The organism is Isoptericola aurantiacus (assembly GCF_044769875.1).
Lineage (GTDB): Bacteria > Actinomycetota > Actinomycetes > Actinomycetales > Cellulomonadaceae > Isoptericola > Isoptericola aurantiacus.
In genome coordinates, this window is record NZ_JBJBAE010000001.1 from 928,114 (window position 1) to 945,369 (window position 17,256).

At 69.1% G+C, this 17,256-nt stretch carries 12 protein-coding genes; 5 read left to right on the forward strand and 7 right to left on the reverse strand.

Annotated features, from left to right (window positions below):
* Positions 1–18 precede the first annotated feature (18 nt).
* Positions 19–1,551 carry a sucrose phosphorylase gene (gtfA, locus tag ACIQLL_RS04275; protein WP_402463694.1) on the reverse strand — a complete coding sequence of 511 codons (1,533 nt, stop codon included), beginning with the start codon at positions 1,549–1,551 and terminating at the stop codon, positions 19–21.
* A 188-nt stretch (positions 1,552–1,739) separates the two neighbouring features.
* Here gtfA and ACIQLL_RS04280 point away from each other — a divergent pair, with 188 nt between their 5' ends.
* Complete coding sequence (locus tag ACIQLL_RS04280; RefSeq protein WP_402463696.1) at positions 1,740–1,958, forward strand: DUF2180 family protein; 219 nt, start codon at positions 1,740–1,742, stop codon at positions 1,956–1,958.
* 233 nt (positions 1,959–2,191) lie between these two features.
* On the opposite strand, the gene ACIQLL_RS04285 is transcribed toward ACIQLL_RS04280, so the two are convergent.
* From ACIQLL_RS04285 to ACIQLL_RS04300, 4 genes are all read right to left on the reverse strand, one after another.
* Positions 2,192–3,358: an AI-2E family transporter gene (locus ACIQLL_RS04285; protein ID WP_402463698.1), complete on the reverse strand. Its 1,167-nt coding sequence runs from the start codon at positions 3,356–3,358 to the stop codon at positions 2,192–2,194.
* A 151-nt stretch (positions 3,359–3,509) separates the two neighbouring features.
* The gene (locus ACIQLL_RS04290) at positions 3,510–4,994 is read right to left on the reverse strand and encodes a hypothetical protein (protein WP_402463700.1); all 1,485 of its coding nucleotides are present in this window, start codon (positions 4,992–4,994) and stop codon (positions 3,510–3,512) included.
* Entirely contained in the window at positions 4,991–5,791 is an 801-nt protein-coding gene (locus ACIQLL_RS04295) for a hypothetical protein (protein WP_402463702.1), read from the reverse strand. The genes ACIQLL_RS04290 and ACIQLL_RS04295 overlap by 4 nt, the downstream gene beginning before the upstream one ends.
* 177 nt (positions 5,792–5,968) lie before the next feature.
* Positions 5,969–7,192, reverse strand: coding sequence for an alkaline phosphatase family protein (locus ACIQLL_RS04300; protein ID WP_402463704.1), 1,224 nt, complete (start codon positions 7,190–7,192; stop codon positions 5,969–5,971).
* A gap of 329 nt (positions 7,193–7,521) precedes the next feature.
* Between ACIQLL_RS04300 and ACIQLL_RS04305 the strand changes: the two genes are divergently transcribed.
* The 3 genes from ACIQLL_RS04305 (at position 7,522) to ACIQLL_RS04315 (ending at position 9,944) form a co-directional block, all read left to right on the forward strand.
* On the forward strand, positions 7,522–8,688 hold the full coding sequence (locus ACIQLL_RS04305; protein ID WP_402463706.1) for a TRAFAC clade GTPase domain-containing protein: 1,167 nt from the start codon (positions 7,522–7,524) through the stop codon (positions 8,686–8,688).
* Positions 8,685–9,068: a hypothetical protein gene (locus ACIQLL_RS04310; protein ID WP_402463708.1), complete on the forward strand. Its 384-nt coding sequence runs from the start codon at positions 8,685–8,687 to the stop codon at positions 9,066–9,068. The genes ACIQLL_RS04305 and ACIQLL_RS04310 overlap by 4 nt, the downstream gene beginning before the upstream one ends.
* 360 nt (positions 9,069–9,428) lie before the next feature.
* A complete protein-coding gene (locus ACIQLL_RS04315; RefSeq protein WP_402463710.1) occupies positions 9,429–9,944 on the forward strand; it encodes a GNAT family N-acetyltransferase in 516 nt (171 codons plus the stop codon).
* 56 nt (positions 9,945–10,000) lie between these two features.
* Here the strand turns inward: ACIQLL_RS04315 and ACIQLL_RS04320 are convergent, their stop codons facing one another.
* A complete protein-coding gene (locus tag ACIQLL_RS04320; RefSeq protein ID WP_402463712.1) occupies positions 10,001–11,179 on the reverse strand; it encodes an ATP-grasp domain-containing protein in 1,179 nt (392 codons plus the stop codon).
* 568 nt (positions 11,180–11,747) lie between these two features.
* Here ACIQLL_RS04320 and ACIQLL_RS04325 point away from each other — a divergent pair.
* The gene (locus ACIQLL_RS04325; RefSeq protein WP_402463714.1) at positions 11,748–15,341 is read left to right on the forward strand and encodes a YobI family P-loop NTPase; all 3,594 of its coding nucleotides are present in this window, start codon (positions 11,748–11,750) and stop codon (positions 15,339–15,341) included.
* 5 nt (positions 15,342–15,346) lie between these two features.
* Here the strand turns inward: ACIQLL_RS04325 and ACIQLL_RS04330 are convergent, their stop codons facing one another.
* The gene (locus ACIQLL_RS04330) at positions 15,347–17,236 is read right to left on the reverse strand and encodes a hypothetical protein (RefSeq protein WP_402463716.1); all 1,890 of its coding nucleotides are present in this window, start codon (positions 17,234–17,236) and stop codon (positions 15,347–15,349) included.
* Positions 17,237–17,256: the final 20 nt, after the last annotated feature.

Consider the following 17,256-nt stretch of genomic DNA (forward strand, 5'->3'; position numbering starts at 1 on the left):
CGGCTCCGGGAGGCCGGCTCACGGCGCACCGACGTCGCCGAGATCGTGCGGGACGAAGGTGCCGAGGTCGACCGTGGCCTCGGCACCCCCCGCGACGGACCAGGCCAGCGACGCCCCGCCGGTGGCCAGGTCCACCTCGAGGCGGGCGACGGCGTCGGGCTCCGCGGCGCCACGGCGCTCCAGGGTGAGGTGGGACCCGTCGAGGGAGGCGGCCACGTCGCCGTCGAACGCGGGGAACGTGCTGCGGAACCGGCACAGGGCGAGCAGGCGCTGCACCAGCGGGGTGGCCAGGGCGGCGTCGACCTCGGCGGCCGTGTAGTGGTGCCGGTTGACGTCCCGGCCCACGCCGGTGCGCTCCAGCAGCTCGACGTCGTTCTGGCCCGCGAGCAGCCCGACGTAGTAGACCTGCGCGATCCCCGGGGTGAAGAGCTGGATCGCCCGCGCCGCGAGGTACCGGGCGTCGTCGCGGCCGAGCGCATCGTAGAAGGTGGAGTTCACCTGGTACAGGTCCAGGTTCGACGCCGCGGCCCCGGTCGCGTGCGCCGACGCGCCACCGGTGCGTGCGTGGATCCCCTCCACGAGCGCGTCGATCTGCTCGGGCGTGAGGAGCCCCGGGCGCTCGGGCTCGCCCGGCGGGGTGGTCTGGTCCGGGCCGACGTCGATCACCCCGATGCCGTCATGGGTGTCGAGCACCGTGACCGCGTTGCGCGGCCGCTCGCGCAGCCAGTCCACCAGCGCCGTGCCGTCGCCGGTGTACAGGGCGTGCAGGACCAGCGGGGGCAGGGCGAAGTCGTAGACGAGATCGACCGCGCGGGCGATCTCGACCTGGCGCCGGTAGTACGAGTGCACCTCGACCAGCAGGTCGACACCGCGCTCGCGCGCCTGTGCGGCGAAGTCCGCGATGAAGTCGAACGTCTCGGGCGTCATGAAGCAGGTGGTGCCCGGCGTCTTGACCGCGTAGCCGACGGCGTCGAGACGGACCAGGCGGACGCCCGCGCGGGCCGTGGCGTCGAGGATCGAGGTCAGGTACTCGCGGCCGAGGGCGGAGGTGACGTCGACGTCGATCTGCTGCGGCGTGAACGTCGTCCACACGTAGCGCAGCCGGTCCCCGAGGCGGATCGCCGTGAACGGGAGCCCGGGCCGGGGCCGGTAGATGCGCGCGAGCTCCTCCTCCCGCGCGCCGTCCGGGAACACCGACGACATCGTCAGGAACATCGGCGCCCACGGCGAGGCGTCACCCCGGGCCACGACGTCGCGGAACGTGGCCGAGTCCGCGGACACGTGGTTCACGATGAGGTCGACCATCACGTCGTGCGTGCGCGCCAGCTCGCGCACGTCGTCCCACGTGCCCAGCCGGGGGTCGACGGCGGTGTGGTCGACCGGGTCGAAGCCCGCGTCCGCGCCGTCGAACGGCGTGTAGAACGGCAGCACGTGCACGCCGCCGAACGCGCCGGCGACCTCGTCACGACGCAGGAAGTCGGCGAGCCCACGCAGGTCACCGCCGAGGCGGTCCGCGTACGCGATGAGCTGGACCTGGTCCTGCGCGACCATGCGCTCGCCCTCCCCGGTCGACCCCCCGCTGTTCCCGCCATGATGCGACGGCGGCCGGGACCCTGCTCGGCGTGCAGCCCCCGTGCGGGTCACGCGCACGCTGCCAGACTGGAGGGGTCGACCCCCCTCCGGGACGGCCGGCAGCGAGCGCGACGGAGCCGCGCTGCACCCATGTCAGGAGATGTCCGATGAACTGCTTCGAATGTGCCACCGAGCACCAGGCCACCACCCCGGCGGTCACGGTCTGTTCGCAGTGCGGAGCCGCCTCGTGCACCCGGCACACCCGGGTCGCGCACGCGCACGAGGAGGTGGAGTACTCCCCCGGCGCGCCGAGCGAGACCGACCTGGGCCGGCGGATGTTCTGCACGACCTGCGCACCCCCGACGACGACGGCGGTCGCCACGTAGCCGCGGGCCTCACCGGCCCCGCGCCTCACCGGCCCCGCGGGCAGGCTGGGCTCCGCCTCGCTCGTTGCGTCCGCGTCGAGCAGCACGGCCGCCCGTGCGACCGAGGTCGACGAGGCACTGCTGGCCTTCGTCCAGTCCTGAACGGACACCTCTCGGGCCCACGACGAGTGCCGGCCGGGTGACGACCGGGCCGGTGCTCGTGCGTGCCTCGTCGCGGTCGCTCCCGCTCGTCGTCAGACGGACTCCGCCCGCTTCTGCCGGGCGAACTTCGCCGGCAGGTCGGGCCCGTCCCACACCTGGATCGCCCGCCAGATCGACGCGGCGATCGGCACGGCGAGCACGGCACCGGTGATGCCGGCGAGCACGGTGCCCGCGGTCAGCGCGAACAGGATGACCAGCGGGTGCAGGCGCAGCGTCCGCCCCATGACGACCGGCTGGAGGAACGTGCCCTCGAGCTGGTTCACGGCGATGACGATCCCGACGACGATCAGTGCCTCGACCGGCCCCACGGCGACCAGCGCCACCAGCGCGGCCAGGGCGCCGGCCAGCGTGGCGCCGACCAGCGGGATGAAGGCGAGCAGGAAGACCAGCACGGACAGCGGGACGGCCAGGGGCACGCCCACGATCGCGAGTCCGATCCCGATGCCGACCGCGTCGACGACCGCGATCATCGCCGTGCCACGGACGTAGCCACCCAGGGTGGACACCGCGGCGTCGCCGACCCGCTGCCCCCGCTCGTAGGCGCGCCCCTGGAACGGTCGCAGCAGGAACTCCCACATCGCCGGGCCGTCCTTGAGGAAGAAGAAGAGCACCACGACCATGATGAAGAAGCCGGTGACGAAGTCCGCCGTCTGCGAGACACCCGCCAGGGCGCCGGACCCGACGGCGCTGGACTGGAGCAGCCCCAGAGCGGAGTCGCGCACCGAGCTGATCTGCTCGGAGGAGATGTTGAACGGGAGGTCCTGGACGAGCGTCTGCAGGGAGTCGAAGCCGTCGAGCGCCTGCTGCTGCAGGTCGTCCCACTGCTCGACCACGGCCAGCACCACGAGCCACAGGACGGTCGCCAGGATGGCGACCAGCGCGAGGAGCGAGAGCCAGGTCGCGAGCATCGACCGCACGCCGTGACGGCGGAGCCACGACACGAGCGGAGAGATCGCCGCGGCCAGCACGAGCGCGATGAGGATCGGGATGACGACGAGCGTCAGCCGCGTGCCGACGAACACCGCGACCGCGACGAGAGCGACCACCGCGAGGGTCTGCACCGAGCGCGTCGCGACCCGACCGAAGCCGTCCGACCACAGACGCGACGCCCCGCGTCCGGGCGTGCTCTGCTCGACCTGCGGCGCCGCCTCGGTGCTCGGGCGGGCGCCGGCCGATGTACGACGGCCGAAGAGACCCATTCGCCTGTCCTCCTCAGAAATGTTCCGGCAGGGGGCCGGGTGCCCCGACCGTATGGTGCGAGTGCCTTCGGCGCGCGGCGACTCCCCGCGGACGCGCGCTACGGTCCGAGCAGTGCGGCCGGGACGACGCCGCGGGCCACCACCCGTGGACTCACCGCGTGCGGATACGCACCTTGTCGGCGTCGGCGGCCTTCTTCGGCGACCCGTCGAACTCGACGATCCACGTCCCGGACCGCTGCGGACGCACCGAGACGCTGTACGCCCCACCCTTGCCCGTCTTCACGGACTTGCGGTAACGCGGGCCGCCGGGGCCGTCCGGGTCGAACGACACCTTCACCGTCGCGCCGCGGACGCCGTGGTATCCCGCGACGCCGTACTCGGCGCGCGCCTCTTTCAAGCGGCCCGAGAGCACGACCTTGGTGTCCTTCGCGGCTCGCGCCTTCGAGGCGTGGACGCCGATCCGCGTGGTGTGCTTGAGCCGGAAGGTCGTCGCGGTCTGGTTGCCGGAGAAGTCGACGTCGGCCGCGTCGTTGGACCCGTAGACGCGATAGCCCCTCGACTCGAGAGTCACGGCGTAGTCGCCGGCCGGGGACGTCGCGTCGAGGTACAGCAGGGTGCGTTCCGTGTTGCCGTCCCAGATCTGCGAGAAGGTGCTGACGGTGCGACCGTCGCACACGCGCGGCTTGTGGTGGCACGCGGTCAGCCCCGAAGAGTTCGCGGTGTCGCGTGGGAACAGGTACGAGACGTCGGCGACGATCGTCTTCGGCCGGATGCCGACGGTGACGGAGCGCGGCACGGTCACTCGGGCACGGAGAGTCTCACCACGGACCTTCGTCGTGGCCACGCCCGACTTCGACGGGCCGTCGACCCGGCGGATCGACATCCACGCGTCTTCCCGCGCCGGTGCCGTCGTGTTCGTCCCTGCGTACTCGACACTCCACCGGCCCGAGGAGTCAGCCGTGAACTCTCGGCCGAAGTAACCGCCCTCGTCGGCCGTGAGGGTCGCTCGTAGCTCACGCGGAGCCGAGCCCGAAGGGTTGAAGTAGACCTCGACGGGTTCCCCGGCCCCAGGCTCCGGATGGGCCGAGGTTCGTCCGTCCAGCAAGCCCACGTCGAGCGAGCCGTGCACGTAGACCTTCTGCCCCCGGGCGACTGCTTCGGGCGCGACGTCGAGTCGCAGGTCCGACTCGGGCCGCGCGACGAAGGTCGCCACGGCGTCATGCTCCATCGCGAGCTGGCGCACCGTGCCGTCGGGCAGGGCCACGTCCACCGGGAGGGAGATGATGTCGACCGTGTAGGTTCCGGGATCCGCACCGCTGTACAGCCGCATGCGGGCACGCAGACGAGACTCGTCGACCCGGGCGGCGACTTTCGCGCCCACGGTGTCACCGTCCGGCCCTCGGAAGCCGACCCAACCGTTGGAGGCCGTGACGTCCCCCGCCTCTGACGACAGCTCGAGGTCGACGACGACGTCGGTCTCGTTGCCCGTCGCCACGTCGTCGACCCGCACGCTCGCCTCGACCTCGACCGTGCCGTCGGTGACGACGACGCGCTCAGGCGACGCCGACCCGGCGCCGGCCCCCGTCAGGACGAGAAGGAGTGCAAGGCCGCCACTGATCCACCGGTGCCCGCTCATCCGACACGCACCTTCCGGGCCGCCGTGCTGGACGGGTGGTCGGCGGTCGCGGCCATCTTGACGATCCACCTGCCGGTCTTCCGCTGCTGTCGCTCGATCCGATACGTACCGTCGGCCGCCGTGTGCGTCGTCGCCACGTGCCGACGCGTCGCTGCGCCGGCGGGGTCGAAGTAGACCGTGACCTTGGCGCCCGGGATCGGCCGGAATCCGGTGACGCCAGCGATTGTTCCTTCCTTCTCGGAGGCCGTGCCCGTGAGCACCGTGAGCCCGTCGTAGTGACCCGTCCACATGTCGATCTTCGACGGCCGCTTGACCCGGAAGGACGCGACCTTGGCCCGGTCGAACTCCACCCGGTCCCACGCCATCGCACCTGAGTCGAACGTGCTGCGTACCGACGCCCGGAGGAACACGTCCCACGAGCCGCGCGCGTCGGCGTCACCGCCGAGCGGCACGGTCGCGCGATACGTGGTACCGCCGACGAGCTCCAGGTCGCCCCCGGTCCAGCTGTGGTGGTCCTTCCGGGACCCCACGAGGAGGCTCGCCCCGTCCCTGACCTCCAACGCATCGCCCGTCGTCGAGAACGTCACCTCGATCCGCATGGTCGACCCGCCCGGCCGGAGCAGCACGGTGCGCGGCGCCGACGCCGAGGCCGTCACCTTCACGTCTCTCGTCGCCACCTTGCTGGACCCGCTGGTCGTACCGCTCCCCACGGCGACCTGCGCCGCCGTCAGGGAGAAGAGCAGTGCTGTACCCGCCAGGGCTGCCGTCGCGCGACGCACGACGCGGCCGAACCTCATCAGACCTCCATCAGACCCGCTCCGGCGTCGGGCGTCCGCTCACCCTGCCAGCCCGGTGTGACCCGATGGCCCGCTTCGCGGCTATCGTAATTAAATCGTAACTTACTTCCGCTTTCCCCGAACTTGCCTCACGACCTTCCGACACTGGGGCGAACATGACCGCACCGTCGTCGTCGTTCACGGGGCGTTGCCCGGGTCCAGCACCTCGGTCAGCACGCGGCCCTGCGCTCCGGCGGGCGGGTCGATGCCGAGCAGCGCGGCGACGGTCGGTGCGACGTCGACGTGTCGCGGTCCCGACGGCGTCCGACCCGGCAGCACCCCGGAACCTGCCAGCAGGAAGCCGACCTCGAGCTCCGTGGTCGCACCGTGCCGACCGGCCGGGCCTCGCGGCGTCGGACCGAACGACCAGCCGGGTTCCGGCTCGACCACGAGCTCGCCGTAGCGCGGGCTCATGCGCATCGCGGCCTGCTCGTGCCGGTCGTACACGGCGCGCACCTGCGGAAGCGGCTCGAGCGCAGCACGGATCGCCTCCACAGCCTTCCCGTCCCCGGCCGCGCTGCCCACGAGGTGCAGGCTCGCCACGCCACCGGCCACGACGACGACGTCGGTCCGACGGCGCGGCGAACGGCCGGGGCGCACGATCTCCGCCCGGTACCCGGCGCGGGCGATCGTCGTGCGTGCGGAGCGCCCGAACCCGCGGTCGAACGTCGTCATGCCGTGGTCCCCCAGCAGGACGAACGCCGTGCGGTCGCCGATCCCTGCCTCCTCGGTCGCCGCCACGAGCCGACCCACCTGTGCGTCGATCGCGCGCAGGGCTGCAGGGATCATCGGGTGGCCGCTGCCGCCCGCGTGTCCCAGCGCATCGAGGGTGTCGCAGTAGACGGCGAGGAACTGCGGCAGTCCGCTGAGAATGACCGGGCGACCGCCGCTGCGGACCGGCTCCCCCCGCAGCACCGCGACGGCGTCGTCCACCCGCCGTGAGCAGTCGCCGCCCGGCTGGGTGTACAGGCCCTCGGGATCGCCGAAGGCCGTGCCGTGATCCTGCACCACGGACCACTGCGCGGAGAACACCCGGCCGCCCTGCGCGCGCACCGCCTCGGCGATCGTCGGCACCGCCAGGTCGCGCTGCTGCCCGCGGGCGGTGCGCGAGTCCGGGTCGTACCAGTACGCCGAATTGAGGTGCCGCTCCGGCCAGGCGCCGGTGGCGATCGAGGACCAGGAGGGATTCGTGATGCTCGGCATCACCCCGGTCCCCGTCGTCAGGCTGCCGCGCTGCGCCAGTCCGTCGAGATGAGGCGTCGGCAGCTCGGCGAGGATCGGCAGGTAGCGGGCGTCGAACCCGTCCAGCGCGACGAGCACGACGTGGTCGGCCGGCGGACGCGCGGACCAGGTGTTCGCCATGACACCCATGGTCGCCCAGCGGGGCGCCGGGCGCGTGGCCGCGGCCCTGCAACGCGGCCCACCTCGACGCCGTGGTCGTCGCCTGTCGCCGACGTCGTCGTTCGGTCCGGAGCGCACGACGGCGGAACGCCCGCAGCCTTCAGCTGGGCATCGATTCTCGCGCGCGCCCGCGCCTCTGCGGGAAGTCGCTCATCACTGCTGGCCATCGTTTCGAGTCTAGGGAACTCCGCAGGTCAGGGACGCAAGGACTCGCAAAGTTCACCCGGTCAATCGTTCAGCCACGGCCGATCCAGCGGCTCTGACTCCATTGCCCGCTGTATCGTCGCCGCGTGGCAGCGAGTCTTCGAGTCAGAGACCAGCACATCGCCGTTTTTGGTGGTAGCGGCAGCGGAAAGACGGTTCTCGTCTCGTCGTTCTACGGAGCGACCCAGGAGCCGGCGTTCACCAAGGAGGGCCTGTTCCACGTCATCGCGGACGACACCGGCCAAGGACATCGCCTGCGTCAGATCTACCTGGGCATGAAGAACGACGCGAAGACACCAGCGGCGAACCGGTTCGCCGCTGTGCCCTACTCCTTCACTATCAAGCTGAAGGATCCGGGGGACGCCAAGGCTGCCAAATCCCGGCCCTTCGACGCGCTACGTCTGGTCTGGCACGACTACCCGGGCGAGTGGTTCGAGCAGGAACCCAGCAGCGAAACCGAAGCCACCCGCCGAGTCGACACGTTCCGGTCTCTGCTCCGCTCGGACGTTGCCATGGTCCTCGTCGATGGGCAGAAGCTCCTCGATTACGCCGGGGACGAGGAGAAGTACCTCAAGTCCCTGTTTGGGGACCTGCGCGACGGACTGCTCCGGCTCAAGGACGAACTCCTGGACGACGGCGAGCGGCTGAAGGAGTTCCCGCGGGTGTGGATCATCGCCTTGTCCAAGGCCGACCTCCACCCCGAGTTGCACGCCCACGGCTTCCAGGACCTTCTCATCCAAAAGGCCGCCGGCGACGTCGCCGCACTGCGCGACGTCATCACCGACCTGGTGCAGTTCCCCGAAGCCCTGTCGCTCGGGGAGGATTTCCTGCTCCTCTCGTCTGCCAAGTTCGAGCCCGAGAGGATCGAGGTGACCAAGCGCGTCGGCCTCGATCTCATCCTCCCGGTGGCCTCGATCCTGCCCCTGCAACGGCTGGTCCAGTGGTCGCAGCACTTCGAGGTCCCTCGCCGACTGCTCGACCACTTCGCCGACAACGCCGAGGCGATCGCGCTGGTTCTGGTGACTGCGAAGTCTTTCCGGGACGTCATCGGCAAGATCCCCAAGGTCGGTCCGCTGCTGGCGTCCGCGCTGCCCATGCTCGCCCAGGCGGCGCAGCTCAGCAGGTCCAGGATCGAAGCAGTGAACGCCACCGCACGGGCCAAGCACGACAACCTGGCAGCAGTCCTCTCGCAGTTCCAGCTCGATCTCGAGCGCGGCGAAGAGGACGGAACCTTTGTGAAGAGCAACAAGTGAACCTCATCTGGGCCACTCGCGGGCGCTCCTGGGGATTTCGGTTCCTCCTCGACGGCGGGTACGCCGACCCGCTGGACGCATACGAGCGAGCCTTTGCCGGAACCGGCGACACGGAATCGACGGTCCAGCGGCTCGACGGTCGCGTCGCACTGAGACTCCCCGACCCCGACGGCCGGCGCGACCACGCGGGACGAGTCATCCCCCATGACGTCGTCGTTCCGCCGCCGCTGGCCAACGATGTGCGCTCCGTCGAAGACGGTCTAACGGTGATCTGGCCGCTGCTGGCCGGAGCCTTCGCCGCCGTATGGGAACAGGAACGACCGCCCCGGCGAGAGGAGATCGCCGCGCTCCTCGGCGATGTGTCTCGGCAGACGCGCTGAAGTACTCAATCCTAGGAATGCCAGGCGCGACGGCCGATGAATCGACGTGGTTTTCCTGTCGACGTGCAGCGCAGACTGCGCGGACACGCCTGCCTACCTTGCGCGATCTCGCGCGTGTCGCGGTAGTCGCGCAAAGTAGGTTGCACCGGCGTCGCCGTGGTCGGCCACAACATGCCGTCGACTCCCGGCGACACGTTCCGCTCGAGCGCCGAGTCTTGGCCCGATCCGAGACGCGCTCGCGCCCGCAACGTGCGTCCGCTGTAGCGTCCGACCCGGACACTCGCCCTTGCGGGCGCCCCAGCATCCGGGGCATCCGACCTCCTTTGCTCCCGCTCACGGGTCCGATCTAGGTTCTTGGTCATGGATGACGAAGCACTGGTTCCGGCGCCCGGTTGCACGCTCGGGTACGCCGGGCGCGAGGATGTTGCCGAACTGCTCGTGCTTCAGCGGTGCTGCTGGGTCACCGAAGCGATCCTGAACGACACGCTCGCGATTCCCGCGCTGCACGAAGACCTCGGAGCCCTCCAGGACTGGGTCGCGCGCAGACATGTCTGGACCATCCGTCAAGGACCGAGGCTCGTGGCTGCAGTTCGGGCCCACCAGGACGGCCAACGCTGGGAAATCGGGCGCCTCATGGTCGCGCCCGATCTCCGCGGCATGGGCTTAGGGCGTTGGCTGCTCGCCTACGCGGAATCCCAAGCGCCGGACTCCGTGCAGCAGTTCACCCTCTTCACCGGGGGCCGCAGCGAACGCAACATCAAGATGTACACGTCCGCCGGATACGAACTGACGGAGCCAGCAAACGGACAGCTCGGCCAGCACATCCGCGGCGCGGTCTACCTGACCAAGCACCGGGCCGCGGCGTCGCAGAAGTGACTTTGAAAGGCTCGCGGCACGGGCCAATTCGAGCGGCAGGTGCCGTCGGACTCCCCCTATGCGGCGCACCACTCGGCCGTGGCCGCGACGTCGACATCGGCCGCGAGGATGGAAGGGTCTGTCGTCCACAGCAGGGCCGAAACCCCAAGTGCACCTTCGGCACCCCTATGGGTCTCCTGCGCCGCCTGCCTCACGTGCACGACCTTTTCAGAGCTCGTCGGTGGGGTGTTGCGGTACCGCTCGCCCGGCATCACAGGGACCCACACCCAGGCAGCCACCACGCCCGTGGGCTCGGGCTCCGGTATCGGCAGCCCTGCCTGGAGGGCGAGGTTGACCTCCTCCAGATTCGATCCGGCGTGCAGCCGGGCGAGCTCGGACACCAGCGCGCCGGGAGCGCGGGCAGCGACCTCGACGACCACCAGCTCGTCCTCGCCAATGACGGCGAACTCGGTGTGCACCACGAACGCGCCTTCACCCCCTAGCGCGTCCACCACGGCGCTGTTGAGCTCGTGGGCACGTCGGGCCAAGGGGCTGTCGTGCGCGACAGTCCACCCTCCCAGGCGGCGTCCGGCAGGCAGGTCGAGCAGCGGTCCGAGGTACCTCCCCGTTTGGACCGGAGCCGTTGCGCCCTCGGTCACCAAACCATTGACGTGATGAAAGGTCCCGTCGAGGAACTCCTCGGCCTGCCACCCCGACTCCCCGAGATGTTCGGCCAGCCAGTCACGCACCTCGGCCTCGGTGCGCAAGATACTCACCCCGCGGGAATTGGCCTCCCTGCGCGGCTTCACCACCACCGGCAGACCCAGGCGGGCCACGACCTCCTCGGCCACGGCGTGGGGCTCCGATGCCCCGTCGTCGGGCAGCGCCAGGAACCGCGGCACGCGCACCCCCGCCAAATCCAGGCACTCCTTCATGAGGACCTTGTCGATGTAGCGCTCAAGGCGGGCCGGGTGCCGCGCGGTCAGCGCGAACTCGCGGCGCAACTCCGCGCAGGTGAGCAGGCAGTACTCGTCGTTGGTGACGATCTGCACCGGCCGTGCGACGGCGGCGGCTCTGATCACGTCGGCCCACGCGGTGCGCGGAGCGGACTGCACCCGCGGGGACGTACCCGGTGCGTCCTCGCGCATCACGGCCTCGACGTCCCCGTCGGTGAGGACCATCGTGTCCCACAGCTCTAACGGGAAGACCCTCGCGAGGTCCGTCGTGAGGGGCTGACGAGAGTGCAGCACCACCACGAGGGGCCGCGTAGGGTCTGGTGCCGCCAACCGAGAAGCCTCGATACCTGTCATGCCCTACCCATCGTCGACGCCGCAAGCAGCGGGATGTGCGTACTGACCTGGGGATAGACGCTCCCCTGTCCTCCGCAACGAGGCAAGCGCATGGCCAGGGGGCCGCGCCATCCATCCGCGGCCAATCATCGCAGGCAGAGCCGGTCAAGCACCTACGCCGGCGAAGGCGGCCGCAGATCATCACCTGGATCGAACGCACCTACCACCGACGCCACAACCATCAGCGTCTCGGACGATTGACCCCCGTCGAGTACGAAGCACTCATGACCACTCGGGTCACACTCGGCGCCTGAGATCCGCTGTCACCCACCCGCGCAGCAGTCCCCCGCGATGCGGGGCGTTCAGATCCATGGGACCAGACTGGCAGGTGCAGCAACTCCTCCCAGTCGGAACGATCGGCGAGGGGCGCTCCCGCGACCGCGGGGTTCCTCATCGCGGCTGGATCACTGGCTCGATGAGCGTCGGCGTGCGTGCCGCCGGAGAAGTCTCAGCCGCTGCCCCATAGCATCGCTGCATGCCACAGCGAGAAGGCGACGTCGACACGGCCCGACCGCTCCCGTTCGAGCTAGACCTGTTGACCCCGCGGTACGAGCCAGAGCACCACGGGATCTACCTCGACCTCCTCGATGTCGCGCTTGACCGGGCGGAGGTGCGAAATGTCGCGCTGACAGGGGCCTACGGCACCGGCAAGAGCAGCGTCCTCGTCGAGCTCGCGAAGACCGAGAAGCACAAGACGCTGAACGTCTCGCTGTCGAGCATGGGCCTGGACCCGGACGCGGAGCTGACGAACCAGATCCAGAAGGAGGTCGTCAAGCAGATTCTCTATACGGTCGAGCCCGCGAAGGCGCCACGCTCTCGCTTCGACCGGACCTCGCGCGGGCGCTGGAGAGACGGCCTGCTGCTGGCGGCTCTTGTCGGGTTCGTGGGAGCGATGGCCGTGACGTTCGGGTGGAGCATCGCCTCGCAGGTCAGGCATGGGTTCCCCAATCCAGCGATCGCGTTCGTCGTCACGTTCCTCCTCGCCGGCACCGTCACCTATGTCGTCCGACAGATGATGCGTGGCCGCGTGTCCGTCGACCAGGTGGCTGCAGGCCCGGCGAACATCAGGTTGTCGCGGACGACGCCCACGACCTACTTCGACGAGTACCTTGACGAGATCGTCTATTTCTTCGAGGTCACCCGGTACGACCTCGTCATCTTCGAAGACATCGACAGGTTCGACGACACAGGCATCTTCGAGACGCTGCGTTCCCTAAACACGCTGCTCAACTCGGCGCCGCAGTTGGCCGCCAGGCCGGTGCGGTTCGTGTATGCGATGCGCGACTCGCTGTTCCAGAAGCTCGAGGACGATCTCCTGGAGCCGTCGAGTAGCAGCGAGGCCGGCGCCGACGACGACGGCACTCCGACGAACAGGCAATCGGACGTCGCCAGGCAAGACGTTCAGAGAGCGAACCGGACAAAGTTCTTCGACATCGTCATCCCGGTCGTACCGTTCATCACCCGGGAGAACGCGCGGGACGTCATGACGAGGGCGTTCCGGGAGGACGGGTATGGCGTCAGCGACCGCCTGCTGGACATCGTGGCTCGGCACATCGCAGACATGCGGCTCGTGACCAACGTCCGCAACGAGTTCAAGGTGTTCCACCACCACCTCGTCGACGGGCCGCACGCGGTTCCCGAACTCGACGCGGACGGCCTGCTGGCCGTCGTCGTCTACAAGAACGTCCACTTGCAAGACTTCGAGCGAATCCGTTTCGGCACCAGCAACCTCGACGACCTCTACCGGCTCGGCCGGGACCTGGTGACCAACAACGTCGAGGAGCGGACGGAGCGCATCCAGGAGCTGCGCGCCGCGCTCGTCAACCAGGACGCCGCGGCGTACCGAAGCAAGGCACTCGGGAACAGACTGCAGCTGATCCTGGCCGATCTTGGCGCGCAGATCACCGTGCCGCCACACAACCGTCCGGCCCCGCAGGAGATCCTTAAGTCGGCGAAGTTCTGGCTCGACATCGCCGCAGGACGAAGCAACGCGTCGATGAGAATGCCCAACGGATCGCAGTTTCCGCTGACACCACAGGTCGTGGGACGGCTACTGGACGAGCCGCTGACCGCCGAGCGCTGGGACGCGGAGGCTCGGCCCCAGATGGAGCGCGAGCTCGCGAAGCTCGAGCGGACCGTCACGATGCTCACCGGCGCGACCTGGAAACGCCTCTGCGCGGAGCCGACTAAACGGACCAAGTCAGGAGAGACATTCGCAAAGGCGACCAGACGCATCCTCGGGTCGGACCTCGCCGCCGACTTGGTGCAACACGGCTACCTGGACGAGTACTTCAGCCTGGACATCGCCCCGTTCTACGGCGAACAGATCTCACGCAACGCCATGAGGTTCGTTCAGCGGAACGTCGACCGTGGCGTTCCAGACCTGCTCTACAGGCTGTCCGACGCGGACGTCGACGCCGTGCTGAACGACCGACCGAACGCTCTCGAGGACGTCGGCATCTACAACGTCACGCTACTCGACCACCTGCTCGCCTCATACCCGCACCGGGCTCCCACGATCATTGCGAACATCCCGCGGATGGGCGCCCATGAAGTCCGGCTGCTCACCGCCTATACCGAGCACGGAGAGCACCCGGGCGCGTTCGTCGAGACCCTCGCCCCGATCTGGCCCGACATCATGGGCTACCTGACCGAGGACGCGCATGTCGACCTCGCCCGTCAGCGGGACATGGTCGACGCGGTGCTCACATCGTGGAGCGACGACCTCGCCTACAGTCTCGGTCCGAGAGCGCGTCGGTTCGTCGAGGACAACTACACCGAGCTGGCGTCCATCTGCGGCACCACGGCGAGCAAGCGTGCCGCCCAGCTTGCGCTGGAGACCGGGGCCGTCTTCGCTGACCTCGGACCGGTCGCAGACGAGGCCTTGCCCCCGATCAAGAAGGCAGGTTCCTACCCGATCACCGCGTCGAACCTCGCCCGTGCCACCTCGTGCAGCGACCGGCCCACAGGGCTGGCGTCGCTGAGCCTGGACAATCTCGCTGCCGAAGAACCCGTCGTGCACGCGAACGCCATCGCCCACCTGGGTGACTACCTGGACGCGACCGGGACCATGCCGACCGTCGACGACCCCGAGGCGTTCGCCGAGGTCCTGCATTCGGTGGGTGACCACGAGGCTGCGCTCATCAATTCGGTCGTAGCGCGCGCCCAAGCGGGATGCGTACTCGAAGACGTGACGGATGCGCCGCCGAGCACGTGGCCTCACGTGGCCGAGCACGGACGCTTCACCCCGAGCGTCGCCAACCTAAGCGCCTACCTCGAAGACCAGCCCGTCGACGCGCCACTGGCAACCCTGCTGGAGACATCAGGACCGGTCGTCGGCTGGGACACGTCCGCCACGTCTACGTCCGTGGTGGTCGCCATCATCAAGGCGCGCCAAGCCATTCCGGACCCGGCGACGCGGATCGCCCACGTGTTGGATGCACCGCTCGCACGACACCTCACCGCTGAGGAGATTCCGGACGAGCCCACCACAATGCTGAGGCTGCTGGTGGAGCATGGCCTCGTCGAGGACACCGCGGCGACCTTTGCACCGTCCGTCGCCTCCGACCCTGTCGCCTTCGCATCAGCCGTCGCGGTCTCCGCCCAGTTCGCCACCTTCATGTCACCGGCCGTGGTGACCGTCGAGCGTATCGCCGCTCTGATGAACGACGACGAGGTCGACGACGCGATCAAGAGCACCATCATCACGGACCTGAGCGCGTATCTTCCCGGAGCCCCTGGCGTCGCTTGTGTCGCAGTCGCTGAATACTGCCTGAGCCACGGGCTGACGCTCGACGGATCGCAGCTCGGGCTCCTGGCGGGCGGCGTCCCTGCCCCCCTGATGGTGCGCCTCCTCGCCAGGTCGGACCTCGCGGCGGACGAGCTGGTCCCGCATCTACGCGCTCTCGGCGGTTCGTACGCAGAACTGTGCGAACGTGACGGCCGCAAGCTACAGGTGCCCGACGACGGTGCGCACGCGAGCATTCTCGGACGGTTCAAGGATGCGAGCGTCATCAAGAGAACCCGGAGGGACGGCCGAGGGCACATCAACATCTGGCAGCACGGCTAGTGCTGTCACCAGCCACTACGGCCGGGCGGACCATACGGTGTCCATCCGTGAAGGTAGGGCTGTAGTTCCTGGTCGGTGTAGCGGTCGGGTGTGGTCATGCGTGGGCCTCGGCCGTTGGCTGGGTCGGTCGTGGTGGCGTGGGCTCGGATCCACGCGATCCATCCCCTCAGGTCGTCGCTCTGGTGGGGGTCCAGCCTGGCGGCTTGCGCTTCGAGGCTGTCGGCGTAGGCGCGCATACGCCGAGCGGCAGCCCAGCGATCGAGCTCGTCGGCCAGCTGCTCGGCGCGTTTGGCGTACCGGAGTTCCTCAGTAGCCTCAGCGCGGACCTGCTCCCATCGCTCGCGCGCCAGGCCCCGCCGGCGGTCATGCTCCGTCTTGCTCCATTGTTTCTCTGCGAGGGCGACGTCGAGCTCGTAGAAGAGGTCAGTGAGCTGTACTTCTACGGTCTTGCCTCGGCCGTCTTCCCACCGCCCGGTCACCGACGATTGGTGCGCGTCGCCCTGGTGGACCTCGAGGATGAGGTCGCCGGTCGCTGCGAACGCTCGGTTGCGGACCATCTTGGAGTCAGCGGGACGGATGTCCCGGTAGCTGTCCCAGTAGGTGGGCACGTACGCGCGGCGCTCACGCGTCTTGTTTCCGTTGCGCTCCCGGATGATCACGTGTCGGCGCATGTCTCCGGCGTCGATCGTGAGATCAAACTCGTCGGCCGGTTGCCCTTGGATCGTGTACCCGCGGTCGAAGGCGCCTGCAGTCCAGTCGCGTTCGTGCGCTCCATCGATGATGGCCTGAAGGATCCGAGCGGCGCGCGGTATCGACTCCTTGGTGACGCGCCTGCGACGGCTGCGGAACGCGGACACGGCGCCGGAGGGCTGACGCAACTGGGAGGGGACCAGCACGGTTGCCGGCTTGATCTGATCGCGGAAGTTCGGTGCGAAGTAGATCGTGTAGCCGAGCCGCTCGTCCATCATGGTCGGCTCGTACTCCAGTCGCTGCCCCTGCGGTAGGTCCCGGTTATTGCGCAGAGGGCCGACTATGCCACTGAGCTGGCGACGCTCGTAGCGGTTCCCGAGGTCGAGCCTGCCGCCGGCGGCAGCGAGCTCGGCGATCAGCTCGACGCCGAGCGCAAGGCGCTGGTCCTCCTCACGGCGCCTCTGTGCGGCATGTTCGGCCCGCTGTTGTTCCTGTTGCCGTTGCCACTCGACCTGCTTCTTCTGGCGGACCATCGCCTGGCGCCCGAGGTCTGTCACTGTGGCAGTCAGACTCGCGCCGCGGCCGGCAACGCGAAGTAGGCCACGGTTGTGCAACTGGCGCGCGGCGGCCCGGTAGGCGGTCGCGTCAGCGCCGAGTTCGGGAAGGCCCTCTTGGACCCAGGCCATCACGTCGTACTGCCGGGGCGAGATGGGCATGGCATGCGCGGGTGGCGTCGTGAGCCAGATGCGCAACGGGCCCCGCCTTGTGCCTGTGAAGCGAAGCACCCTGCCGCGCGGAGTCATCCCTGTGGCTTCCAAGGCACTGACACCTTGGCGGACCTCGGCGCGCTCCTGCTCTGACGGCTCAGCGATCTCCAGTGATCCACCGTGCTCCTCGAGCCGTTTGAGCAACGCGGTCGCCATCGCGCGCCGTCGTCGCTTGTCCGCATCGGTGGGCCGCGAAGTTCTTCCCACCGGACGGGGCGTCTTCTTGGCGGCCTTGTCTCTTGGTGGCCGGACGATTTCGTACGCCTCCCCAGCCAGCAACCGACGCCCAGCGTCCGTGATCTGCGCCGACCACACCCCGCCGCTCTTGCTCACACGCGCCAGCCCGCGACTCTGCAGCGCCAGCGCCGAGGTCTTATAGGTGAAGTCAGGCCAATCACGCTCTGGGCACCCCCGTCCGATCCAGGTCAGCACGTCCATCTGCCTAGCGTTCGGCGCGT

Coding starts and splice junctions, on each gene's coding strand:
- ACIQLL_RS04300 (WP_402463704.1), bottom strand. CDS start 7,192: ATGGCGAACACCTGGTCCGCGCGTCCGCCGGCCGACCACGTCGTGCTC.
- ACIQLL_RS04280 (WP_402463696.1), top strand. CDS start 1,740: ATGAACTGCTTCGAATGTGCCACCGAGCACCAGGCCACCACCCCGGCG.
- gtfA (WP_402463694.1), bottom strand. CDS start 1,551: ATGGTCGCGCAGGACCAGGTCCAGCTCATCGCGTACGCGGACCGCCTC.
- ACIQLL_RS04290 (WP_402463700.1), bottom strand. CDS start 4,994: ATGAGCGGGCACCGGTGGATCAGTGGCGGCCTTGCACTCCTTCTCGTC.
- ACIQLL_RS04285 (WP_402463698.1), bottom strand. CDS start 3,358: ATGGGTCTCTTCGGCCGTCGTACATCGGCCGGCGCCCGCCCGAGCACC.
- ACIQLL_RS04295 (WP_402463702.1), bottom strand. CDS start 5,791: ATGAGGTTCGGCCGCGTCGTGCGTCGCGCGACGGCAGCCCTGGCGGGT.
- ACIQLL_RS04325 (WP_402463714.1), top strand. CDS start 11,748: ATGCCACAGCGAGAAGGCGACGTCGACACGGCCCGACCGCTCCCGTTC.
- ACIQLL_RS04315 (WP_402463710.1), top strand. CDS start 9,429: ATGGATGACGAAGCACTGGTTCCGGCGCCCGGTTGCACGCTCGGGTAC.
- ACIQLL_RS04330 (WP_402463716.1), bottom strand. CDS start 17,236: ATGGACGTGCTGACCTGGATCGGACGGGGGTGCCCAGAGCGTGATTGG.